Origin of the sequence: Enterobacter sp. WPR_3_1 (assembly GCF_003635055.1) — a bacterium.
GTDB lineage: Bacteria > Pseudomonadota > Gammaproteobacteria > Enterobacterales > Enterobacteriaceae > Enterobacter > Enterobacter ludwigii.
This window is the reverse complement of sequence record NZ_RBXU01000011.1, coordinates 41,955-65,357: the sequence shown is the minus strand read 5'-3', so window position 1 is coordinate 65,357 and position 23,403 is coordinate 41,955. Positions and strand designations below refer to the sequence as shown.

At 54.6% G+C, this 23,403-nt stretch carries 21 protein-coding genes; 10 read left to right on the top strand and 11 right to left on the bottom strand.

Going from position 1 to position 23,403, the window contains the following annotated elements:
• Nucleotides 1–42: 42 nt before the first annotated feature.
• From ssuB to ssuE, 5 genes are read right to left on the bottom strand one after another with little or no spacing between them, the layout of a single operon-like run.
• The gene (gene ssuB, locus BJ887_RS14425; protein ID WP_032681326.1) at nt 43–813 is read right to left on the bottom strand and encodes an aliphatic sulfonates ABC transporter ATP-binding protein; all 771 of its coding nucleotides are present in this window, start codon (nt 811–813) and stop codon (nt 43–45) included.
• Nucleotides 810–1,601, bottom strand: coding sequence for an aliphatic sulfonate ABC transporter permease SsuC (gene ssuC, locus BJ887_RS14420; protein WP_044866350.1), 792 nt, complete (start codon nt 1,599–1,601; stop codon nt 810–812). The genes ssuB and ssuC overlap by 4 nt, the downstream gene beginning before the upstream one ends.
• A gap of 9 nt (nt 1,602–1,610) precedes the next feature.
• Nucleotides 1,611–2,756, bottom strand: coding sequence for an FMNH2-dependent alkanesulfonate monooxygenase (gene ssuD / locus BJ887_RS14415; protein WP_014169416.1), 1,146 nt, complete (start codon nt 2,754–2,756; stop codon nt 1,611–1,613).
• Nucleotides 2,753–3,715 (bottom strand): sulfonate ABC transporter substrate-binding protein, encoded by a 963-nt coding sequence (locus tag BJ887_RS14410; RefSeq protein WP_044866351.1) that lies wholly within the window; start codon nt 3,713–3,715, stop codon nt 2,753–2,755. Before BJ887_RS14410 ends, ssuD begins: the two co-directional genes overlap by 4 nt.
• Nucleotides 3,708–4,283 (bottom strand): NADPH-dependent FMN reductase, encoded by a 576-nt coding sequence (gene ssuE, locus BJ887_RS14405; protein WP_025204542.1) that lies wholly within the window; start codon nt 4,281–4,283, stop codon nt 3,708–3,710. Before ssuE ends, BJ887_RS14410 begins: the two co-directional genes overlap by 8 nt.
• A 249-nt stretch (nt 4,284–4,532) precedes the next feature.
• Between ssuE and pyrD the strand changes: the two genes are divergently transcribed.
• On the top strand, nt 4,533–5,543 hold the full coding sequence (pyrD, locus tag BJ887_RS14400) for a quinone-dependent dihydroorotate dehydrogenase (RefSeq protein WP_020884800.1): 1,011 nt from the start codon (nt 4,533–4,535) through the stop codon (nt 5,541–5,543).
• Between the two features lie 165 nt (nt 5,544–5,708).
• Complete coding sequence (zapC, locus tag BJ887_RS14395; RefSeq protein ID WP_025204541.1) at nt 5,709–6,251, top strand: cell division protein ZapC; 543 nt, start codon at nt 5,709–5,711, stop codon at nt 6,249–6,251.
• Here zapC and BJ887_RS14390 read toward each other — a convergent pair.
• Nucleotides 6,248–7,357 (bottom strand): YcbX family protein, encoded by a 1,110-nt coding sequence (locus BJ887_RS14390; protein WP_025204540.1) that lies wholly within the window; start codon nt 7,355–7,357, stop codon nt 6,248–6,250. The two genes, zapC and BJ887_RS14390, sit on opposite strands and share 4 nt — an antisense overlap.
• A 98-nt stretch (nt 7,358–7,455) precedes the next feature.
• On the opposite strand from BJ887_RS14390, the gene rlmKL reads away from it, so the two are divergent.
• From rlmKL to rmf, 6 genes are all read left to right on the top strand, one after another.
• A complete protein-coding gene (rlmKL, locus tag BJ887_RS14385; protein WP_121340033.1) occupies nt 7,456–9,564 on the top strand; it encodes a bifunctional 23S rRNA (guanine(2069)-N(7))-methyltransferase RlmK/23S rRNA (guanine(2445)-N(2))-methyltransferase RlmL in 2,109 nt (702 codons plus the stop codon).
• Nucleotides 9,565–9,576: 12 nt separating this feature from the next.
• Nucleotides 9,577–11,484 (top strand): ABC transporter ATP-binding protein, encoded by a 1,908-nt coding sequence (locus BJ887_RS14380; protein WP_014169423.1) that lies wholly within the window; start codon nt 9,577–9,579, stop codon nt 11,482–11,484.
• Nucleotides 11,485–11,497: 13 nt separating this feature from the next.
• A complete protein-coding gene (gene pqiA / locus BJ887_RS14375) occupies nt 11,498–12,751 on the top strand; it encodes a membrane integrity-associated transporter subunit PqiA (protein ID WP_020884797.1) in 1,254 nt (417 codons plus the stop codon).
• Nucleotides 12,752–12,755: 4 nt separating this feature from the next.
• The gene (gene pqiB / locus BJ887_RS14370; RefSeq protein WP_020884796.1) at nt 12,756–14,396 is read left to right on the top strand and encodes an intermembrane transport protein PqiB; all 1,641 of its coding nucleotides are present in this window, start codon (nt 12,756–12,758) and stop codon (nt 14,394–14,396) included.
• Nucleotides 14,393–14,959: a membrane integrity-associated transporter subunit PqiC gene (gene pqiC / locus BJ887_RS14365; RefSeq protein WP_025204538.1), complete on the top strand. Its 567-nt coding sequence runs from the start codon at nt 14,393–14,395 to the stop codon at nt 14,957–14,959. The genes pqiB and pqiC overlap by 4 nt, the downstream gene beginning before the upstream one ends.
• Before the next feature lie 257 nt (nt 14,960–15,216).
• The gene (gene rmf, locus BJ887_RS14360) at nt 15,217–15,384 is read left to right on the top strand and encodes a ribosome modulation factor (RefSeq protein WP_013097261.1); all 168 of its coding nucleotides are present in this window, start codon (nt 15,217–15,219) and stop codon (nt 15,382–15,384) included.
• Between the two features lie 72 nt (nt 15,385–15,456).
• Here rmf and fabA read toward each other — a convergent pair whose 3' ends face one another.
• Together fabA and BJ887_RS14350 are read right to left on the bottom strand one after the other, a co-directional pair.
• Entirely contained in the window at nt 15,457–15,975 is a 519-nt protein-coding gene (gene fabA, locus BJ887_RS14355) for a bifunctional 3-hydroxydecanoyl-ACP dehydratase/trans-2-decenoyl-ACP isomerase (protein WP_014169427.1), read from the bottom strand.
• A gap of 68 nt (nt 15,976–16,043) precedes the next feature.
• Nucleotides 16,044–17,804 carry a Lon protease family protein gene (locus BJ887_RS14350; protein ID WP_121340032.1) on the bottom strand — a complete coding sequence of 587 codons (1,761 nt, stop codon included), beginning with the start codon at nt 17,802–17,804 and terminating at the stop codon, nt 16,044–16,046.
• A gap of 186 nt (nt 17,805–17,990) precedes the next feature.
• Here BJ887_RS14350 and matP point away from each other — a divergent pair, with 186 nt between their 5' ends.
• Nucleotides 17,991–18,443 (top strand): macrodomain Ter protein MatP, encoded by a 453-nt coding sequence (gene matP / locus BJ887_RS14345; RefSeq protein WP_014169429.1) that lies wholly within the window; start codon nt 17,991–17,993, stop codon nt 18,441–18,443.
• Nucleotides 18,444–18,512: 69 nt separating this feature from the next.
• Here matP and ompA read toward each other — a convergent pair whose 3' ends face one another.
• Entirely contained in the window at nt 18,513–19,568 is a 1,056-nt protein-coding gene (ompA, locus tag BJ887_RS14340; RefSeq protein WP_020884794.1) for a porin OmpA, read from the bottom strand.
• Nucleotides 19,569–19,922: 354 nt separating this feature from the next.
• Nucleotides 19,923–20,432: an SOS-induced cell division inhibitor SulA gene (gene sulA / locus BJ887_RS14335; RefSeq protein WP_025204536.1), complete on the bottom strand. Its 510-nt coding sequence runs from the start codon at nt 20,430–20,432 to the stop codon at nt 19,923–19,925.
• A gap of 217 nt (nt 20,433–20,649) precedes the next feature.
• On the opposite strand from sulA, the gene BJ887_RS14330 reads away from it, so the two are divergent.
• The gene (locus tag BJ887_RS14330; RefSeq protein ID WP_020884792.1) at nt 20,650–21,276 is read left to right on the top strand and encodes a TfoX/Sxy family DNA transformation protein; all 627 of its coding nucleotides are present in this window, start codon (nt 20,650–20,652) and stop codon (nt 21,274–21,276) included.
• On the opposite strand, the gene yccS is transcribed toward BJ887_RS14330, so the two are convergent.
• A complete protein-coding gene (yccS, locus tag BJ887_RS14325) occupies nt 21,233–23,395 on the bottom strand; it encodes a YccS family putative transporter (protein WP_121340031.1) in 2,163 nt (720 codons plus the stop codon). The genes BJ887_RS14330 and yccS overlap by 44 nt on opposite strands.
• Nucleotides 23,396–23,403 lie beyond the last annotated feature (8 nt).

Sequence of the window (23,403 nt, the reverse complement as noted above, 5' to 3'; positions counted from 1 at the left end):
CGAAAGACCCATCCTCCCTCTCCCGGTGGGAGAGGGAGGATGTCAGCCGTGAGCCGTCATTAACGCTCGCTCGCTGACCCCGCGCTTCATCACCCGATTCAGCACTTCCGCCTCCAGCTCTGCCAGTCTTGCCGACCCTACGCGGCGCGGACGCGCAATATCGACCGTGACATCAAGACCGATTTTCCCTTCTTCTATTAGCAGCACGCGGTCTGCCATCGCGACGGCTTCGCTCACGTCGTGCGTCACCAGAAGTACCGTAAAGCCATGCTTTTGCCAGAGCGCGGCAATCAGGTCCTGCATTTCGATTCGCGTCAGGGCGTCGAGCGCGCCGAGTGGCTCATCCAACAGCAGCAAGCCCGGACGATGTATCAGCGCTCGCGCCAGCGCCACGCGTTGCTTCTGCCCGCCGGAGAGCGCAGCAGGCCATTCATCCGCACGGTTTTCCAGCCCTACGGCGGCCAGCGCCTGGCGGGCTTCATCCCGCCAGTTGCCGTTGAGGCCCAGTCCGACATTATCAATCACCGTTTTCCAGGGCAGCAGGCGCGCGTCCTGAAACATCATGCGGGTATCATCCTGAATAGTGGCCAGCGGTGTCGCGCCTGCCAGAATTTCGCCGCCGTTGGGGGATTCTAGCCCGGCTAAAAGGCGTAACAGCGTACTCTTGCCGCCGCCACTGCGGCCCACAATGGCGACAAATTGTCCGGCAGGAATATGCAGATCCAGCGCGTTGAGAATCGTGTTTTCGCCATAGCGCTTCGTGACACCGTTAAGGAGCAGCGGTGTACCCTGAGTCAGTCGGGCAGTATTCATGCTTTAGCCTCCTGTGAAATATAGGCTGGATTCCAGCGCAGCCAGCTGCGTTCCAGCCACTGGGCGCTGACGTCGGCAAGTTTGCCGAGCAGGGCATAGAGGATAATGGCCACCACCACCACGTCCGTTTGCAGGAATTCGCGGGCGTTCATCGCCAGATAGCCAATCCCTGAGTTTGCAGAGATGGTCTCTGCCACAATCAGCGTCAGCCACATCAGGCCGAGCGCAAAGCGCACGCCGACCATTATGGAGGGCAGGGCGCCCGGCAGGATCACATGCATAAAGAGGGCAAAACCGGACAGGCCGTAACTGCGTGCCATTTCGACCAGTCCGCGATCGATGTTGCGGATCCCATGCCAGGTATTAATGTAAATCGGGAACAGCGTACCCAGCGCGACGAGGAAAATTTTGGCGCTCTCATCAATACCAAACCATAAAATGACCAGCGGGATCAGCGCCAGATGCGGCACATTACGCAGCATCTGAATGGAGGTATCGAGCAGCCGCTCGCCCCAGCGAGAAAGCCCGCTGATCAGACCCAGTACCAGGCCGATGCTTCCGCCAATCGAAAAACCAATTACCGCGCGCCATGAGCTGATGGCCAGATGCTGCCAGAGTTCGCCGCTGACGCTCAGCGACCAGAATGCCTCTATTACGCCCTCCGGAGAGGGCAGAATACGGCTCGACAGCCAGCCGGCAGAGGACGCGAGTTGCCAGACAAGCACAATGCCAACGGGTAAAAACCATGGGGCGGCACGTAGCAACCATTTTTGTGAGGGGGCAGACATGGCAACTCCTTAGCTTTGTGCGGCTCTTCGCGGGATAAACTCGTTAGCCACGGCTTCGCCCTGAAGCTGGAGCTGGCGGGGCTGCGGTACGTCCGGGATGGCGACATCCAGATGCGGGAATAACAGCTCGCCCACTTTGTAGGCCTCTTCCAGGTGCGGATAACCGGAGAGGATAAAACTGTCGATACCCAGGTCCGCGTATTCATTGATCCGCGCAGCCACAGTTGGACCGTCGCCGACCAGCGCGGTACCCGCACCGCCGCGCACCAGGCCGACGCCCGCCCACAGGTTCGGGCTGATCTCCAGATTCTCGCGCTTACCGTTGTGCAATGACGCCATTCTGTGCTGGCCGACGGAGTCGGTTTTCGCAAACGCCGCCTGAGCTTTAGCGATAGTCTCATCATCGAGATGCGCGATCAGCCGGTCGGCCGCCTGCCAGGCTTCTTCATTGGTTTCACGCACAATCACATGCAGGCGAATACCAAAGCGTACCTTGCGACCATGCGCTGCCGCTTTAGCGCGCACCTGGGCAATTTTCTCTTTGACCAGCTCGGGCGGCTCACCCCAGGTGAGGTAGAGATCAACCTGTTCTGCCGCCAGATCCTGCGCCACATCTGATGAGCCGCCGAAGTAAAGAGGAGGGCGCGGCTGCTGCACCGGCGGGAAGTAGAGCCTGGCGTCGCGAACGTGAATATGTTTACCTTCGAAGGTGACGGTTTCCCCCTCCAGCAGACGTCGCCAGACGCGGGTGAACTCGGCGGACGCTTCATAGCGTTCGGTGTGATCGAGGAACACGCCGTCACCCGCCAGCTCCTGCGGATCGCTTCCGGTGACCAGGTTAAACAGGGCCCGGCCGTTAGAGAGCCGGTCGAGCGTTGCCGCCTGGCGCGCCGCGACGGTCGGGGAGACCACGCTCGGACGGAGTGCCACGAGGAACTTCAGGCGTTGGGTCACGGGGATCATCGATGCGGCTACCAGCCACGCATCCTCGCACGAGCGTCCGGTGGGGATCAGTACGCCGGTAAAACCGATTCGGTCAGCTGCCTGCGCAATCTGCTGCAGATAGCCGTGGTCAACCGGGCGTGAACCCTCTTCTGTACCAAGATAGTGTCCATCACCGTGGGTGGGTAAAAACCAGAAAAGATTCAGACTCATGATTTGGTTCCTTCTTTGCCTGCGGGTTGCCAGATGCGTTCGCGAATATTCACCTGTTTTGGAACAAGGCGATTTTGATAGAAGATATCTGCGGTTTGCTGCTGGAGCGCAGCGACGTGTGCGTCCACCGGGGTAATGGTGGTCTGTGGACGGTGATCGAGATAGCTCGCGATCACCGGCTCAGGTAAGCCCATGGTTTTCGCCAGCAGGGTAATGCTCTCCTGACGTTGGCTTTGCGTTAGCGCATCCGCCTGAGTAAAGGTGTTAAGAACATCCTGAATAAAAGCGCCATTCTTTTCCGCATACGGGCGCGCGGCGAGGTAGAACGAGCCGGTTTGTTTCAGCGTGGTGCCATCTTTTAATACCCGCACGCCACCCTGCAGTAAAGCTGCGGAGTAGTAGGGATCCCAGATAGCCCACGCGTCGACATTGCCCTGCTGGAAAGCGGCGCGAGCATCAGCCGGCGTCAAATAAACGGGTTGAATGTCGGTGAATTTAAGCCCGGCCTCCTGCAGGGCCCGCAGCAGCAGGTTATGCGAGCTGGAGCCTTTCTGGAATGCAACCTTGTGGCCTTTGAGATCGGCGACCGTCTTAATGGTGCTATTTTCAGGGACCAGAATGACCTCAGCCTTCGGCTTGGCCGGCTCAACGCCGACATAAACCAGGTCGGCCCCCGCCGCCTGCGCGAATATTGGCGGAATATCCCCGGTGCTGCCGAGGTCGATGCTTCCGACATTCAGGGCTTCCAGCATTTGCGGGCCAGCAGGGAACTCAATCCAGGAGAATGTGGTCTTCGGGAAGCGTTTTTCCAGAAGCTGATGGCTTTTGGCCAGCACCATACTGACGCTGCCTTTCTGATAGCCGATGCGTAAATGTTCAGGCGCCGTCTCTGCCGCGTGGGCCAGCGAGGTGAGCGCTAACAGCCCGGCCAGTCCGAGACGGGTTAATCTTTTAAACATGGGCGACTCCCTGTGACGGGTTAAACGCCGGGGCGTGGATATCTCTGCGGTGCAGGGCATGCCAGAAGGTTTCCAGGGCGCTGTCGAGGCGGGTTTGCAGATTCGGCGTGAAGCGAGGCTTGTGTTGATAATCGATAACCTGCGAGTCGTCGGCAAAGACGCCGTGGAGGATCTCCTGCGCTTTTAGCGCATTGAGTACCGGCTTGAGGGCATAATCCACCGCCAGTAAATGGGCCACCGTGCCGCCCGTTGCCAGTGGCAGAACCACTTTGCCGTCCAGCGCACGTTCAGGCAGCAGATCGAGCAGCGTTTTCAGGGCCCCGGAAAACGAAGCTTTATAGATAGGCGTCGCCACGATTAAGCCATCAGCCCCTTTAAGCTGTTCAGTCAGCGTTTGCAGCGCCGGACTGTCAAAACGGGCGTAGAGCAGATCCTCGGGGTCGAAGTTATGCAGATTCCAGTGGCATACTTCCACATCCAGAGCATTGAGCTTTTCACGGGCATATTCCAGCAGTGCGCTGGAGCGAGAGGGGAATCGTGGACTTCCGGCCAGGGTTATGACGCGCATGCATGCTCCTTATAACTAATTGTTTGCTTTTATCTAACATTCATAACAATTTTCAGGAGTGTGACACTGCCCGGTTATTCCACTAAATGATTTATCTGCAATTAAAATGCGAAAAAGCGCATAAGAACGGGGCTGCAAGGTAAACGATTGCGTCTAACGGTGTTTTTTTTGCCACAGGTCAATTCCCTTTCCGGGCCGGATCGCACATAATCCCCTCCCGGTTTGCACACCGGGAATCCAGGAGAGTTCATGTACTACCCCTTCGTTCGTAAAGCCCTTTTCCAGCTCGATCCTGAGCGCGCTCATGAATTTACATTCCAGCAGTTACGTCGTATTACCGGAACGCCGCTGGCCGCACTGGTGCGTCAAAACGTGCCGGAAAAACCTGTGCAATGCATGGGCCTGACCTTTAAAAATCCGCTGGGTCTCGCGGCGGGTCTGGATAAAAATGGTGAGTGCATTGATGCCCTGGGCGCGATGGGCTTTGGCTCCATCGAAATCGGTACCGTCACGCCGCGTCCGCAGCCAGGTAATGATAAGCCGCGTCTGTTCCGCCTGGTCGAAGCCGAAGGGCTGATCAACCGCATGGGCTTTAATAACCTCGGCGTTGATCACCTTGTTGAGAACGTAAAAAAAGCCCATTTTGATGGTGTATTAGGCATCAATATTGGCAAAAATAAAGACACGCCGGTAGAGCAGGGTAAAGATGACTATCTGATTTGTATGGAAAAAGTCTATGCCTACGCGGGGTATATTGCGGTGAATATTTCCTCACCAAATACCCCGGGTCTGCGCTCTTTACAATATGGCGAAGCACTGGACGATCTTCTGAGTGCCATTAAAAATAAACAAAATGAGCTCCAGGCGATCCACCATAAATATGTTCCGGTCGCGGTTAAGATCGCACCGGATCTTTCTGCTGAAGAATTGATCCAGGTTGCCGACAGTTTAGTTCGCCATAATATTGACGGGGTGATTGCGACCAATACCACACTCGATCGCTCGCTCGTTCAGGGAATGAAAAACTGTGACGAAGCGGGTGGGTTAAGTGGACGTCCGGTACAATTAAAAAGCACAGAAATTATTCGTGCCCTGTCAGCAGAATTAAAAGGACGACTGCCGATTATTGGCGTCGGTGGTATCGACTCCGTGATTGCGGCTCGCGAGAAGATGGCGGCGGGTGCCTCACTGGTGCAAATCTATTCCGGTTTTATTTTTAAAGGACCGCAGCTGATTAAAGAAATCGTTACTCATATCTAATCTTTTCTCTTTATCAGACAACCAGGGCTTTATTTCCAGCCCTGGTTGTTTTATATTCCGTCATTGTTGCTTATTTAGTCATTATAGTCTTTTATTAATGGTGTTATAAACGAAGCGGCGAACAGGACATTTTTAGTACAGGAAGTTTGGGGACGGGAGAGAAACATGCGAATTAAACCTGACGATAACTGGCGCTGGTATTTTTGTGACGAGCATGACCGCATGATGCTCGATTTAGCCAATGGTATGTTGTTTCGTTCCCGTTTTGCTCGCCGAATGTTAACCCCGGACGCCTTCTCCCCGTCAGGCTTTTGTGTTGACGACGCTGCGCTTTATTTCTCCTTTGAAGAAAAATGCCGCGACCTGGTGCTTTCTAAAGAGCAGCGTGCCGAACTGGTATTAAACGCGTTAGTGGCTATTCGATTCCTGAAACCGCAAATGCCGAAAAGCTGGCATTTTTTACCGCACAGCATGAACTGGACCCCCGCCACCGGCGATGCGGCGAGTGTAAACCTGAGCGATACCGCTGAAGAGGTGAGCCTGCTGGTGGTTGAGCCTGGCGAAAATGCCGCACTCTGTCTGCTGGCCCAGCCCGGTGTGACCATTGCCGGGCGGACGATGCAACTGGGGGATGCCATTAAGGTAATGAATGACAGGCTGAAACCGCAGCAACGCGTAGACGCTTTCAGCCTCGAGCAGGCCGTTTAAGCTTCCAGCTGTACCGACGTTTTCGGAATACAGCTGCAGCACAGAATTGTACCATCATCGCCAATCGCGGATTTTTTCAGCGCGCTGACTTCCCCTTCGACCAGCTTGATTCGACAGCACCCACAGATGCCTGCCCGGCAGGAGTAAGGTACGCGGATCCCCGCTTGTTCCAGCTGTTCAAGTAAAACCTGCTGATTGTTGCCGCGGATAACGGTGCCCTGCCAGTGAATGTCTACGGGCGAACTGGCTGGCGTCTCAACGTCGACGAACTCTTCTTCCTGACCTGCGCCATACACTCTTGCGGGTCCACGGGCGAGAATTTCGACTTCGTCACCCACGCGGATGACGCCGCTTGAGCGCGGAATGAGGTTCTGGCCGAAATCCACATCGCCATTGTCCTGCGCTGTGCGGAATGACTGCAGGGTTTTTAACGGCTCGCCGGAAGGGTGTTTCTGGCCTTTTTCGGGACTGACGGTGGTAAAGATACAGCGACTGCAGGGCTTCACGACATCAAATACCACGCTGCCGATACGGATCACCTTCCAGGTATCCTCTTCCCAGGCGTCAGCACCTGTAACAACCAGGTTGGGACGAAACTGCTCCATCTGGACGCTGGCTTTACAGCGACGCTGCAGGTCGCGCAGGGAGGCGTCGTTAGTCAGCAGGAAGGGGAAGCCGTCCGCGAATGAGAGCGGGACCGCCTCGTGGCGCTTAACGCGCCGCGTCAGCGCCGGGCCGACCCAGCGCAGCTGCACATCCCGGGAGAAGAAGCCGCTCAGCCAGCGGTTAATGTCATCCGGGGCGATGCGCGCGGTAAAATGATTGCCCCACACTTCCGTTGGCGCTTCGACAGGCGCAAAATCAGCAAAGCGGATCACCACGCTGGAGCCATCCGGCGCGGTGAGATGCAAACCGTCATAAAGCGGGGAAGGGGTAAAGCGAACCATTTGTGGGAACTGGCGTGCGGTAATGAACGTACCGTCAGGTTCGGTGACCATAAAGATACGATCGAAGGCAAATCCGCTCATGTCGGCCAGCGCGTGTGAAACGCCGATCCCGCGCATGGATTTCACCGGATGAATAAAAAGCCTGGATAACGTCGCCACTGCACAGCCCCTCGAATGAAAATAAGCCTTCAACTTTATGACATACACGCCATATTAGCTATAATGCGCGACAATTTTCTAAGAGTAAAAGTGACGATATGAATTCTCTGTTTGCCAGTACGGCCCGTGGGCTGGAAGAGCTGTTAAAAACTGAACTGGAAACCCTGGGTGCGCAAGAGTGCCAGGTGGTTCAGGGTGGTGTCCATTTTGAGGGCGACACACGGCTTATTTACCAGAGCCTGATGTGGAGCCGTCTGGCATCACGCATCATGCTGCCGATGAAAGAGTGCAAGGTTTACAGCGACCTTGACCTCTATACCGGCGTACAGATGATCGACTGGACAGAGATCTTCTCCCCGAATGCCACCTTTGCCGTGCACTTTAATGGCGTGAACGATGAGATCCGCAACAGCCAGTACGGTGCCCTGCGCGTTAAAGACGCCATTGTGGACTGCTTCACGCGTAAAAATAAGGAACGCCCAAACGTCGATCGTGAAAATCCCGATCTGCGGATCAACGTCTGGCTCAACGGCGACACCGCCAGTATCTCTCTGGATCTGAGCGGCGCGGGTCTGCACCTGCGTGGTTATCGCGATCGTACCGGTATGGCGCCCATCAAAGAGACTCTCGCCGCCGCCATCGTGATGCGTTCCGGCTGGCAGCCAGGCACACCGCTGCTCGACCCGATGTGTGGCTCCGGTACGCTGCTGATTGAGGCCGCTATGCTGGCCACCGACCGCGCACCGGGCCTGCACCGCGGCCATTGGGGCTTCAGCGGCTGGGCGCAGCACGATGAGGCGCTGTGGAAAGAGGTCAAAGACGAAGCGCAGACCCGTGCACGTAAAGGTCTGGCGGAGTACACCTCCCATTTCTACGGCTCTGACAGCGACTCACGCGTCATTGAGCGTGCGCGCAGCAACGCCCGCCGTGCCGGTATCGGCGAGCTGGTCACCTTCGAGGTGAAAGACGTCGCGAACCTGACCAATCCGCTGCCAAAAGGCCCATACGGTACCGTTATCAGCAACCCGCCTTACGGCGAGCGTCTTGATAGCGAACCGGCGCTGATTGCCCTGCACAGCCTGCTGGGCCGTAATATGAAAAATGACTTTGGCGGCTGGAACCTGTCGCTGTTTAGCGCCTCGCCAGAACTGCTGAGCTGTCTGCAACTGCGTGCCGAACGCCAGTTTAAGGCGAAAAACGGTCCGCTGGACTGCGTGCAGAAAAACTACCATCTGGCCGAGAAAGCGGCGGACAGTAAACCATCGGGTGTGGCGGAAGATTACGCTAACCGCCTGCGTAAGAATCTGAAGAAATTCGAAAAATGGGCGAAACAGGAAGGTATCGAATGTTATCGCCTGTATGATGCCGATCTGCCGGAGTACAACGTGGCGGTTGACCGTTACGCTGACTGGGTTGTGGTGCAGGAATATGCGCCGCCAAAAACGATTGATGCACAAAAAGCGCGTCAGCGTATGCTGGACGTGATTGCGGCAACAATTTCGGTGCTGGGCATTGCGCCTAACAAACTGGTGCTGAAAACCCGTGAGCGTCAGAAAGGCAAAAATCAGTATCAGAAAATGGGTGAGAAGGGTGACTTTATCGAGGTGGGCGAATACAACGCGCGCCTGTGGGTTAACCTGACCGATTATCTGGATACCGGTCTGTTCCTTGACCACCGTATCGCCCGCCGCATGCTGTGCCAGATGAGCAAGGGTAAAGACTTCCTGAACCTGTTCTCCTATACCGGCAGCGCCAGTGTGCATGCTGGCCTTGGCGGCGCGCGCAGTACCACCACGGTGGATATGTCCCGTACTTACCTGGAATGGGCAGAACGTAACCTGCGCCTGAACGGTCTCACCGGGCGTCAGCATCGTCTGATGCAGGCTGACGTGCTGGGCTGGCTACGCGAAACGGACGAACAATTTGATCTGATCTTCATCGATCCCCCAACGTTCTCTAACTCCAAGCGTATGGAAGATAGCTTTGACGTTCAACGCGATCACCTGCGCCTGATGACCGACCTGAAACGCCTGCTGCGTAAGGGCGGTACCATTATGTTCTCGAATAACAAACGCGGCTTCCGCATGGATCATGAGGGGCTGGCTGCTCTGGGACTGAAAGCACAAGAAATTAGCCAAAAAACGCTGTCCCAGGACTTTGCCCGTAATCGTCAGATCCATAACTGCTGGTTGATCTCCGCGGTCTGAAAGGAATAATACATGTCTTTAATTAGTATGCACGGCGCGTGGCTCTCTTTCAGCGACTCGCCGCTTCTCGACAATGCAGAACTGCACATCGAGGACAACGAGCGCGTCTGTCTGGTCGGCCGTAACGGCGCGGGTAAATCCACGCTGATGAAAATCCTCAACCGCGAACAGGGCCTGGACGACGGGCGTATTGTTTACGAGCAGGATCTTATCGTCTCTCGCCTGCAGCAGGATCCGCCGCGTCACGTGACCGGCAGCGTTTACGATTTTGTTGCCGAAGGTATCTCTGAGCAGGCTGAATACCTGAAGCGTTATCACGAGATTTCTCACCTGGTGATGACCGACCCGAGCGACAAGAATCTTAACGAACTGGCGAAAGTGCAGGAGATGCTCGATCACCACGGCCTGTGGCAGCTCGAAAACCGCATCAATGAAGTGCTGGCACAGCTCGGACTGGAACCGGACATGGAGCTGTCGGCGCTTTCTGGCGGCTGGCTGCGTAAGGCTGCGCTTGGCCGCGCGCTGGTCAGCGGGCCGAAAGTACTGCTGCTGGATGAACCGACGAACCACCTGGATATCGAAGCGATAGACTGGCTGGAAGGGTTCCTCAAAACCTTCAACGGGACCATTATCTTTATCTCCCACGACCGTTCGTTTATCCGCAATATGGCCACGCGTATTGTCGATCTCGATCGCGGCAAGCTGGTGACCTACCCTGGCGATTACGATACCTATCTGCTGGAGAAAGAAGAAAACCTGCGTGTGGAAGAGTTGCAGAACGCTGAATTCGACCGCAAGCTGGCGCAGGAAGAGGTCTGGATCCGTCAGGGCATCAAAGCCCGTCGTACCCGTAACGAAGGCCGCGTTCGCGCGCTGAAAGCGATGCGTCGTGAACGCAGCGAGCGCCGCGAAGTGATGGGCAGCGCCAGAATGCAGGTTGAAGAGGCTTCCCGTTCCGGCAAAATTGTCTTCGAAATGGAAAACGTCAACTATCAGGTTGATGGCAAAGTGCTGGTGAAAGACTTCTCCGCACAGGTTCAGCGTGGGGATAAAATCGCGCTGATCGGGCCGAATGGCTGTGGTAAAACCACGCTGTTGAAGCTGATGCTGGATCAGCTGAAGCCTGACAGCGGCCGCATTCACTGCGGTACTAAGCTCGAAGTGGCTTACTTCGACCAGCACCGTGCGGAGTTGGATCCGGACAGAACGGTGATGGATAACCTGGCGGAAGGTAAACAAGAGGTGATGGTTAACGGTAAGCCGCGTCATGTGCTGGGCTACCTGCAGGACTTCCTGTTCCATCCGAAACGCGCGCTGACGCCGGTACGCGCGTTGTCAGGCGGTGAGCGAAATCGTCTGCTGCTGGCACGTCTGTTCCTGAAGCCAAGTAACCTGCTGATCCTCGATGAACCAACAAACGACCTGGACGTGGAAACGCTCGAACTGCTGGAAGAGCTGATCGACGGCTATCAGGGAACCGTGATGCTGGTAAGCCACGACCGTCAGTTCGTCGATAACACCGTGACCGAGTGCTGGATCTTCGAAGGTGAAGGGCGAATCGGACAGTATGTGGGCGGCTATCACGATGCGAAAGGACAGCAGTCGCAGTCTCAGGCGCTAAAACAGGCTAAATCCAGAACCAGTTCCGAACCTGCTGTAACAAAAGCAGAAACTGTCAAGAAAACCTCGGTTAAACTAAGCTATAACCTGCAGCGCGAACTGGAAGGACTCCCTCAGCGTCTTGAAGAGCTGGAAGCCGCACTTGAAGATCTGCAGGCGCAGGTCGCTGATGCGTCATTCTTTACCCAATCGCATGACTATACTCAAAAAGTACTGGCAGAACTGTCCGCGGCTGAAAAAGCCCTGGAAGAAGCATTTGAGCGCTGGGAGTACCTTGAGTCTCTGAAGAACGGCGCATAAACAGGGATACAATATGTGTGACCAGCACCATGCCGACAGGCATATATTATGCTCTCAATGCGATATGCTCGTGGCGTTGCCAGAGCTTGGTCACGGACATAAAGCCCTGTGTCCCCGTTGCGGTACGACGTTGACAACCGAGTGGGACGCACCAAGGCAGCGTCCCACTGCTTATGCGCTGGCAGCGTTGTTCATGCTGCTGCTTTCCAATCTCTTCCCCTTCATTTATATGAAGGTGGGAGGGATGACCAGCCAGGTCGATTTGCTTGAAATTCCGGGGGTTATGTTCTCGGAAGACTATGCCAGCCTCGGCACCTTTTTCCTCCTGTTCGTACAGATCGTCCCGGCTTTTTGCCTGGTCGTCATTCTGTTGCTGGTGAACCGCGTCGCGATGCCCCTCGCGCTTAAAATCTGGCTCGCGCGTATCCTGTTCCAGTTAAAAAGCTGGGGTATGGCCGAAATCTTTCTGGCGGGAATCCTGGTCAGTTTCGTCAAACTGATGGCGTATGGCGATGTGGGTATCGGCAGCAGTTTTGTTCCCTGGTGTCTGTACTGCGTTCTGCAACTGCGCGCCTTCCAGTGTGTGGACAGACGTTGGGCGTGGGACGATATCGCGCCGGCACCGACGCTGGTGCAGACGGTAAAGGTGGGGGTGCCAGGCATTCGTCAGGGGCTTCGTTCTTGTCCATGCTGCACCGCTGTGCTGCCAGCCGATCTGGATGTGTGCCCGCGCTGCGAAACAAAAGGATATGTGCGACGTAAAAATAGCCTGCAGTGGACAATGGCGCTGCTGGTGACTTCCATCATGTTGTACCTGCCGGCCAATATCCTGCCGATTATGATCACCGATTTGCTCGGTGACAAAATGCCCTCGACAATCCTTGCCGGGGTAATACTGCTGTGGGGTGAAGGCTCCTATCCCGTTGCGGGGGTGATCTTTATTGCCAGTATTATGGTACCTACGTTAAAAATGATCGCCATTGCCTGGCTCTGCTGGGATGCGAAAGGCCATGGCAAACGCGACAGCGAACGCATGCACCTGATTTATGAAGTCGTCGAGTTTGTTGGACGCTGGTCAATGATTGATGTGTTTGTTATTGCCGTTCTCTCTGCACTGGTGCGGATGGGCGGATTGATGAGTATTTATCCCGCGATGGGGGCATTAATGTTTGCGCTGGTCGTTATTATGACCATGTTCGCGGCCATGACCTTCGACCCTCGTTTATCGTGGGATCGTGAGCCTGAATCAAGCCATGAGGAACAGTAAGAGCATGGAAAATAAGAGTGGAGAGGCGAAAGTGCAGAAGGTCAAAAACTGGTCGCCGGTGTGGATTTTCCCCATCGTGACCGCGCTGATCGGTGCATGGATCCTGTTTTATCATTACAGCCATCAGGGACCGGAAGTGACGCTCATCACCACCAATGCCGAGGGGATTGAGGGCGGTAAAACGACCATCAAAAGCCGTAGCGTCGATGTGGGCGTGGTTGAAAGCGCAACCCTGACCGACGATTTAACCCATGTGGAAATCAAGGCACGCCTGAACGCGGGCATGGAAAAACTGCTGCACGGTGATTCTGCTTTCTGGGTGGTCAAGCCGCAGGTAGGACGTGAAGGGATCAGCGGCTTAGGTACGCTGCTCTCCGGCGCCTACATTGAGCTACAGCCGGGTAAAAAAGGAAGCCAGCCGGCGCAATACCAGCTGCTTGACTCACCACCGCTTGCGCCGCCAGATGCGAAAGGCATCCGCGTGATCCTGGACAGTAAAAAAGCGGGCCAGTTAACGGCGGGCGATCCCGTGCTGTTCCGCGGTTATCGCGTGGGATCGGTTGAAACAAGTACCTTTGATCCGCAAAAGCGCACCATCAGCTATCAGCTGTTCATCAACGCGCCAAACGATCGGCTGGTCACCAGCAACGTCCGTTTCTGGAAGGACAGCGGGATCGCGGTTGATCTAACGTCAGCGGGAATGCGCGTGGAGATGGGCTCCCTGACCACGCTGTTTGGTGGCGGTGTAAGCTTTGATGTGCCGGAAGGGCAAGATTTGGGACAGCCGGTTGCAGAGAAAACGGCGTTCAGGCTCTTTGACGATCAACGCAGCATTCAGGACGCACTCTATACCGATCACATCGACTTCCTGATGTTCTTTAAAGATTCCGTCCGCGGCCTTCAGCCGGGCGCGCCTGTTGAATTCCGCGGCATTCGCCTGGGTACGGTGGGGCAAGTTCCGTTCTTTGTACCGGGTCTGCAGCAGGTACTGGATGACGATTACCGCATTCCGGTGCTGATTCGCATTGAGCCGGAACGTCTGCTCAACCAGATTGGCGAGAATCAGGATATTGGTACGCATATTACCGAACTGATGAACCGGGGTCTGCGTGGGTCGCTGAAGACGGGCAACCTGGTGACCGGTGCGCTGTATGTGGATATGGACTTCTATCCAAAAGCCCCGCCGATTACCGGTATCCGGGAGTTCGGTGGTTATAAGATCATCCCGACGGTGAGCAGCGGCCTGGCACAGATCCAGCAGCGTCTGATGGAGACACTGGATAAGATTAACAATCTGCCACTGAATCCGATGATTGAAGCCGCGACCAGTTCGCTCAGCGAAAGTCAGGCAACGATGCGTCGCCTGCAAACCACGCTGGATAACATCAACAAGATCACCGCAAGCCAGAGTATGCAGCAGCTGCCGCAGGATATGCAGAAAACGCTGCGTGAGCTTAACCGCAGTATGCAGGGCTTCCAGCCTGGCTCGGCGGCGTACAACAAGATGGTGGCAGATATGCAACGTCTTGATCAGGTCTTGCGTGAACTGCAGCCGGTTCTGAAAACGCTCAATGAGAAGAGCAACGCGCTGGTGTTCGAAGCGAAAGATAAAAAGGATCCTGAGCCTAAGAGGGCAAAAGAATGAATAAATGGCTATTAATGGTTGGCGCTCTGCTGTTAACGGCGTGCAGTTCAGGCGTGGAGAACAAGAGCTACTATCAGTTGCCTCTTGCAGCGCAAAACGGGGTACAAAGTACCGCCAGTCAGGGAAACCGTCTGCTGTGGGTTGAGCAGGTTGCCGTGCCGGATTATCTGGCAGGCAACGGCGTGGTCTACCAGACCAGCGACGTAAAATACGTGATTGCGACAAACAACCTGTGGGCCAGCCCGCTGGATCAGCAGCTGCGCAACACGCTGGTGGCCAATCTGGGCAGCCAGCTTCCGGGTTGGGTTGTCGCTTCGCAGCCGCTGGGTAACGACCAGGATACGCTGAACGTCACGGTTACGGGTTTCCATGGCCGTTATGACGGTGCGGTGGTGATTAGCGGAGAGTGGTTGCTGAACCATCAGGGCCAGATGATTAAGCGTCCTTTCCATCTTGAGCTGAAACAGCAGAAAGATGGCTACGATGAAATGGTGAAAGTGCTGGCCCAGGGGTGGGCGCAAGAGTCGGCCAGCATCGCCAGGGAGATTTCCCGGCTTCCATAAGTAAAATTCATCGGTAAAAACCGCAGTCGGCCTGTTGCTGATTGCGGTTTTTTTTTCAGTTTCTCTTCAGACCGTTACTTGTGCCGGGTCACAATTTTTGTACAAATGATCTTCCAGGTAGCTCACAAATATGACACCCGTATGAATTTTGAACATTGACGCTGCGACTAATTCGGGGTATTCGTTATCTGTGCCTGCGCAAGTTTGTGCAGACACTGTTTTCTTTCCACCAGACAAAAGAATGAGGGAAACGAGGCATGAAGAGACAGAAACGAGATCGCCTGGAACGGGCTCATCAACGTGGTTATCAGGCCGGCATCGCTGGACGATCTAAAGAAATGTGTCCTTATCAGACGATAAATCAAAGGTCACAATGGCTTGGAGGCTGGCGAGAAGCCATCGGCGACAGGGCACTCATAGCCTGATAACGTCTCTTTCAAAAAAAGAAACCTCCGCACTGCGGAGGTTTCGCCTTTATGGGGTCGCTCAACGCGAAATCAGAACGCGGAAGTGTCCTGGAACAGACCCACTTTCAGGTCGTTTGCGGTATAAATCTGACGACCGTCTACCAGCACTTCGCCATCTGCCAGGCCCATAATCAGGCGGCGGTTAACGATGCGTTTGAAGTGAATACGATAGGTCACTTTCTTCGCAGTAGGCAGAACCTGTCCGGTGAATTTCACTTCGCCCACACCCAGCGCACGGCCTTTACCTTCACCACCCAGCCAGCCCAGATAGAAGCCAACCAGCTGCCACATTGCATCCAGACCCAGACACCCAGGCATTACCGGATCGCCAATAAAGTGGCAACCGAAGAACCACAGGTCCGGGTTGATATCGAGTTCTGCTTCTACGTAACCCTTATCGAAGTTGCCGCCGGTTTCGGTCATTTTCACGACACGGTCCATCATCAGCATGTTCGGGGCCGGTAACTGTGGGCCGTTAGCGCCAAACAGTTCACCGCGACCAGAGGCAAGAAGGTCTTCTTTTGTATAGGATTCGCGTTTATCTACCATGTTCTCAGTAAGCCTTATTTTAGTGAAGGACGCAGGATAGCTAACACGTGTACGCTGAACAAGTCCGATCAGTTTGAACTAAACCAGCCTAACCAGCGTAACGGCCAGGGATAACGATGACGAGCATCCTGCTGCGTCGCCTGAGCAATGCGCTCCTGGATAGTCTGCATCAGGGTTGTTTGCCCTTCGCCGTCCCATACCAGGTTTGTCAGTAAGGGTAGTGCATCATCAATGCCTTCGATGGCCCAGATGGTGAATTGTTCCTGTTCCACGGCATCCAGAATGTCCTGGCTGAGGCTCAAATGGCGCGCGTTAGGGGCAGGAATAATCACCCCCTGTTTGCCGTTTAACCCACGCTGCTGACAAATCGAGAAGAAGCCTTCAATCTTTTCGTTCAGACCACCCACTGGCTGCGCACGACCAAACTGATCGACCGAGCCGGTGATCGCGATGTTCTGATTAACTGGCACTTCTGCCAGGGCGCTGATTAAGGCGCACAGCTCAGCCATAGAGGCGCTATCACCGTCGACTTCACTGTATGATTGCTCAAACGTCAGCGAGGCAGAGAAGGGGATTTGCTGCTCAAGCTGCAGCTCTGACATCAGGAACGCCTGCATGATCATCATGCCTTTAGCGTGAATGTTGCCGCCCAACTCGGCTTTACGTTCAATATCAGTGAACTCACCGTCACCGACATGCACAACGCAGCTGATACGGGAAGGCTCCCCGAAAGCGCGCGGGTGGCCGGGGAATTCAATCACCGACAGGGCATTGATCTGCCCGATACGTTCGCCTTCGGTCTCAACCAGAATTTGTTCCAGCAGAATTTCATCCTGCATACGGTCAGCAAGATAGCCTTCACGCCACTCACGCTGCGCCAGCATCTGGGTAAGCTGCTCACCGGTGAATGCGCCGTTACCGCTGACGACACCCACTTCACGTAACTGCTTGCCGATCCAGAGCGGGCAGAGCGGCAGCGTCTCCTGGTCACCGGTGTAGCGAACCGCTTCGCGGATCAAACCAGGCCAGGCGTCGGCGGCCGGCGTTGGCAGTGCGAAACGTTCCGCAACGCTCAACACCCACTGGCACCACTGTGCCATATCATCGGCATCGGTAATCTGGATGTTATCTTCGTATTCGCTGTAGACCGCCTGCTCAGCCAGTTCGGGCTCCATCTCCTGGAAGTCAGCCAGCGATTCACGATCACCCGTCAGCACCACGGTCAGCGACAGCGGCATTGAAGGAACTGAGACAGGCAGGGGACGAGACTCGTCGTAGCCAACCCAGTCAAAACGCTGCTGATTAACCACCGTTTTCAGGCGCATCCACAGCAGAGGTTGTGAGAGAAGGGTGCGCAACGAGATGATCAGTACGCCGCCATTCGCGCGGTGCACCAGCCCAGGTTGCAGCGAGAGCTCACCGTTAAACTGGCGCAGACAACCAAAGAGTTGTTCAGCCTCGACCCAGTTAGCGGTAATCACTTCACCCCTGGCAGCAAAGCGGTCGTCGGGCTGCTCTGCCGGTTCGAATGTGACATCATGTCCCGCGATACGATATTGGCCGCCAAAGACGGCGTTCGCTTGCGGTCGCAACTGGCGCATGGCATCACCCAGAAGCGTCAGATATTCCGCTTCTTCCGGGGCCTTGAGCATCATGAAGGGTGATGTTGCCCAGGGGCTTAACACCTGCTCCAGCGCATAATGCAAACGGGGTTGCGTATCGCTAAGGATGAATTCGTGTTCTTTTGCGAGATCGGGTTGTGCAAACAGTTCCTGATAGCTCTCGGTATCCGGAACGAGGTCACGCCATGCAAGTTTCGTAATGGTCAAAGTTGATGTTTTTTAGTTAGATGTAAAAGCGTGGAGTATACCGTAAGCGGGGGGCTCTACCCAAGCAGGATTGGGCATTTCGGCAGGGTGATTGGCTGCATTCACTCACAGGATATGATTTCTTTTCAGCAGATTGCCAAAAAACTGATATTCTGAACAGAGTTACGTGGTAACACTGAGATCGCAATGAAATATCAACAACTGGAAAATCTCGAAAGCGGCTGGAAATGGAAGTACCTGGTCAAAAAGCACCGTGAAGGGGAGCTGATCACCTGCTACATCGAAGCCAGCGCAGCGCAAGAAGCCGTGGATATTTTGCTGACCCTCGAAAATGAACCGGTACAGGTTAACGGCTGGATTGAGAAACACATTAATCCTGCGTTGTTAAACCGGATGAAGCAAACTATTCGTGCGCGTCGCAAGCGGCATTTTAATGCGGAGCATCAGCACACTCGCAAAAAATCCATCGACCTGGAGTTTATGGTCTGGCAACGTCTGGCAGGGCTTGCGCAACGGCGTGGGAAAACGCTGTCAGAAACGATAGTGCAGTTGATTGAAGATGCCGAGCATAAAGAGAAGTACGCCAACCAGATGTCGACGCTGAAGAATGATCTTCAGGCTCTGTTGGGTAAGAAATAGATTTTTGTTTTCTTCAGATTCAGATAATAAAAAACCCCGCAATGCGGGGTTTTTTTATAAGACGATAACTTATGCCGCTGGCTGAGTTACAACGTCTTTGATGCCTTTAACTTCGATCTCTACGCGACGATCTGGAGCCAGGCAGTCGATCAGTGCAGCGCGAGCTTTAACGTTGTCACAGGTGTTGCCAGTAACTGGGTTAGCTTCGCCCATACCACGTGGGGAGATCTTGTTAGCTGGGATACCTTTAGAGATCAGGTAATCAACAACAGACTGAGCACGTTTCTCAGACAGTTTCTGGTTGTAAGCGTCAGAACCGATACGGTCGGTGAAGCCCAGAACCACTACAGAACCGTCTTTAGGATCCAGGTTGCTCAGCTGGGTGTACAGCTGATCCAGTGCCTGCTGACCTTCTGGTTTCAGGGTAGCTTTGTTGAAGTTGAACAGAACGTCAGACTTCAGAGTGAAGTGCTTGGTCTGTACTTCTGGAGCTGGAGCCGGCGCTGGAGCAACGATTGGCGCTGCATCTTCCTGCTGGCCGAAACGGTAGGAAACACCTACGCTCAGCATGCCGTTGTCCGGACGAACACCAACGGTGTTGCCGTCGCCGATGTTGTTAACCCACTGGTATTCCAGACGGGTAGCGATATCACGGGTCATAGCCCACTCAACGCCACCAGCGAATACTGGGGAAACACCGGTGTCATGGTCGTCGCCAGCGATGCTGTTGCTGGAGTCAGCGCGCCATACCATGCCGCCCAGACGAGTGTACACGTCCAGATCGTCAGTTACTGGGTAACCCAGTTTAGCGGTCAGCTGTACGCCCTGAGCTTTAAAAGCGCCGTTTACGTTGTCGCCTTTGTATGGCATACGACCTAACCAGTCGTAACCCATTTCAAAACCAACATACGGGTTAACCTGATAGCCACCGAACGCACCTGCACCAAGCTGGCTCTCGTGAGTAGGGCCATCGTTGTTCAGGCTGCTGTTGTACCAGCCGGTGTCATGGAACTGAGACCAGCCCAGTTTACCACCTGCATACCAGGTATTATCTTTCGGAGCGGCCTGCGCTACGGTAGCGAAGCCAGCCAGTGCCACTGCAATCGCGATAGCTGTCTTTTTCATTTTTTGCGCCTCGTTATCATCCAAAATTCGCCATGAAGGTCTCAATAGAGATTCACGGTTAAATCCTTCACCGGGGGGCGTGGTCAAATATAAATCTACCGATATCTTCGGCTTAGGCCGAGCACCCCTGGCGATGTAAAGTCTACAACGTAGCTGAAAACTTACAAGTGTGAAGTCCGTCAGGCATATGAAAAAAAAAGTTCCGTATACCGATTATTTAACATTTTTCGAACGAGTTTTGTGCAATAAAATTAAGGAGAACCGCACCAGACAAGCCTTGCCGCAGTTTTGGCGCCTGGAACTAAAATCGCATCTTGTGGTCAAAAAAAATTCCAGGAATAATCTTAATTTTCCTCAATGATACAAATTTGAGTGAATTTTTAGGCCAGAAAGTTGTCCTCTGCGATAAGAATCTGGTCGAACCGGGCGCATGATCAACCCGATCGCACTACCTTCTTCAGCCGCTTCCGTCAGCCGAAAATGATCCTCATCGGTCAATTCGTCGGATAACCATCCAATCACCACGCTGTAATTCCCCGTACGTAACGCCCGGATCATCGATTCCACGGTATCGCAGGGAGAGAGCTGGTTAATTTGCATGACCTTTGTCAGCGGCAGGCCCGCGGACTGCACCCATTCACGGCTCAGTTTTTGTTGAGGCGTCAGCCAAAGCTGCCAGCGCGACTGCTGACCAAGCTGTTGTAATAACGGCAACAGCAGAAGTTGAGTGAGCAGGGGCTGGTCTTCACGATAAACCACTTCACTGATAAGCCCTGTCGAAACACGCCCGGTGGAATTCTGCGTGACATTGCCAGCGGAAGAAGAGAGAGAGGTTGAGCGATTTGCATAGCCTGAAGTGTACATATTCATTCCAGCCCTGTAGTTACTGTATGGATATACAGTAACCCCTGTATGCATAAAGATCAACCTCATTTTCGGAAAGCGACTCGCAAAATTCATTCATTATTGATGTGCCTGGAAAAATCATCTTGCTCAACGACGATAAGTTGCCTATTTTCCTGCTAACGGATCCGCTAGTAAGAAATTTCGTTGTTACTTTATGATTTTGAAGGGAAATATCATGAAAAAGATATCTTATGAACGGATTTATAAATCCCAAGAATACCTTTCACCCTTAGGTGAAATCCACCATCGTGCGCTGTTCGGTGGGTATACCCTGGCCGTAGATGATGCCGTCTTCGCTATGGTCTCCGACGGGGAGCTGTATCTCCGGGCCTGTGAGGAAAGTGCAAAATACTGTGTAAAAAATGCCTCATCATTCTTAACCCTGATGAAACGGGGTCGCCCAGTGCTGCTCAATTATTATCGTGTCGATGACGGACTGTGGCAGGACAGAGAACGGCTGCTTCAGCTCTCCTCGTTCGCGCTCAATGCGGCACGAAAAGAGCGTTCGCAGCGTGATCGGCGAAACCGCCTCAAGGACTTGCCCAATCTCACCTTTCAGCTTGAAGTGCTGCTCTTTGAAGCCGGAATCACTGATGAAGAGACGCTGCGGGAGCTGGGTGCCCGTGCGAGCTGGCTAAAGATGCGGGCGAAAAATAAAGCGCTCAGCATTAAAGTGCTCTTCGCACTGGAAGGGGCCATCGCCGGACTTCATGAAGCGGCACTCCCGGCGGGAATTCGCCGGGAGTTAACGGAGTGGTTTAATGCGCTGCCTGAGCCACAGGAGAATCACTCCTCCAGGTAGCGATCTGCAGTTGCAGTCGGCAAATTTCTGGCAGCAGAGCGATAAGGAGGCCAATCTGCTGAAGAACCAGCGGTGCTTTGCTGTCGCTTCCCGGGTCAATATGCGTTATACGCTGAGCCAGTTCATCCAGCGCGTGTTGAACGCGAGGCTCATCGGCTGGTCGGTGATGAAGCGCGTCATCGACATAGCATACGGCATCATCCAGCAGGGCGAGGATGGCCGGGTGAGTCAATTTCTCACGGTGGGCACCCAGCGTCGAAATATAGCTGGTGAAGGTATGGTTCAGGCAGAGCAGGCGGAAAGCCGTTTCCCGAATTTCTGCCGTGGCGCGAGGCTCCGTGGACATGTTAGAGACCACCGAAGCCAGTTCAGCATCACAGTTATGCGCATCGCGACGCGCGATACGATAAGCCAGACGGTTATCGCGACCCTGATGATACTGCTCAAGGATGGCATCAAGGTATCGACAGTTCGCATTCATCGCCCTGTCTACCACACGCGGTAAATTACGGAACCGCCAGTCCGGCCAGATAAAACTGACCGCCGCCCAGGCGATAGCGCAGCCAATCAGCGTATCTATCACGCGGGGCAGGGCCACTTCAAATCCTTCACCCAGCAGGTTAAAGCAGAGTAGCACCAGCAGCGTGATGAACATTGTGGCATGCGCATACTGCACATTACGAAAGGCGAAGAACAATACACCGGTGATCACGATCAGGATCAGCTGGCCTTCGACAGAGGGCACGAAATAGAGCACCGGCAGCCCAATAGCGACGCCCACCAGCGTACCAATAATACGTAGCGCAAGGCGGTGGCGGGTGGCGTTATAGTTTGGCTGGCAAACAAACAGGCTGGTCAGCAGGATCCAGTAACCGTGATGTAAGCCGGTTATCTGAATGATGGCATAACCCACGCACAGCACCAGTGACATCCTCACCGCATGGCGAAACAGTGCCGATTCCGGCGTAAAGTTGCGGCTCAGTCGCAGCCACATATCGCTGAAGCTATGCACGCTGTCATCAGCAAGCTGATTCTCCACATCTTTATCGGGGAGCGCCATCGCCTGCTCGGATTCAATGGTAGCCAGCTGAGCATCTATCGCCCGCAGGTTATTCAGCAAAAATCCCAGTGCTTTAATATGTTCCGGCGATGTTCCACTGGCCTGAACGCGATCGAGCGCCGCATCAAGATGGCTAAATACGCGTTCGAAGCGCGGGTCATGTTGATAGGGCGTACGCAGCAAAATGGAGCGTGCCAGCTGCTGGCACGCCTGAGACTGCATCGACAGCAGGCGCTGGAAGCGGAACATCACGTCGCTGTAGCGGAACTTCTCGCGCAGGGCAGCATACTGAACGTGCGAGGAGCTGGCACGCTCATGAATATCCTGCGCCGCGAAATAGTAGTGCAAGGTTCTTCGCGTTCCGCGCTGACCGCGATCGCCCCGCAGACGGGTAAGCAGTGAGGCTTTCGTCTGGTTAAGCGTGGCGACCAGTTGACCGTTGGCCAGAGCCAAATCGTAAAGCGGAGACTGGCTCTCCTCCTCGATATCCGGATCGAAGAGCCGGGATTTTAGCTCAAGATAGTGGGCCAGTTGCTCAAAGCTGCGGGCAAGATTGTCCTGAAGAGGGCGAACCGGAAAAATAAGATGCCCGGTTAACGTCAGCAGGTTATACCAGATGGCCCCCAGCAACAGCAGTATGGGCTGCTGGTACCATTGTTCGTAAAGGGAAACACCCAGCATGGTGTAAATGGCGATCAGCAGGGCACCAAAGGCGATAGTGGCATAGCGCTGCCCAAGGCCGCCAAGCAAAATAAACCCGCTGGTAGAGAGCGTAAGGCCAATGGCAAACAGCCAGGGCCAGGGGAAGAGCAGCTCCACGGAGGCTGACGCGATAAAAAAACAGACCAGCGTAATCACAAGATTACGCAGGCGCCCGGCAAGGCGATCGTCCAGATCCGCCAGCGCCCCCGCAACCACTCCCAGCGTGAGCGGGATGGTGAGTTTTACGTCATTCAGCCACCACGGCAGGGCAACCGTGCCGCACAGTGCGATAAATATTCTGACGTTATAAAGCCAGATGCTGTTCCAGGTATAACGGCGAAGCAGTGGGCTTAGCATAAGCACGG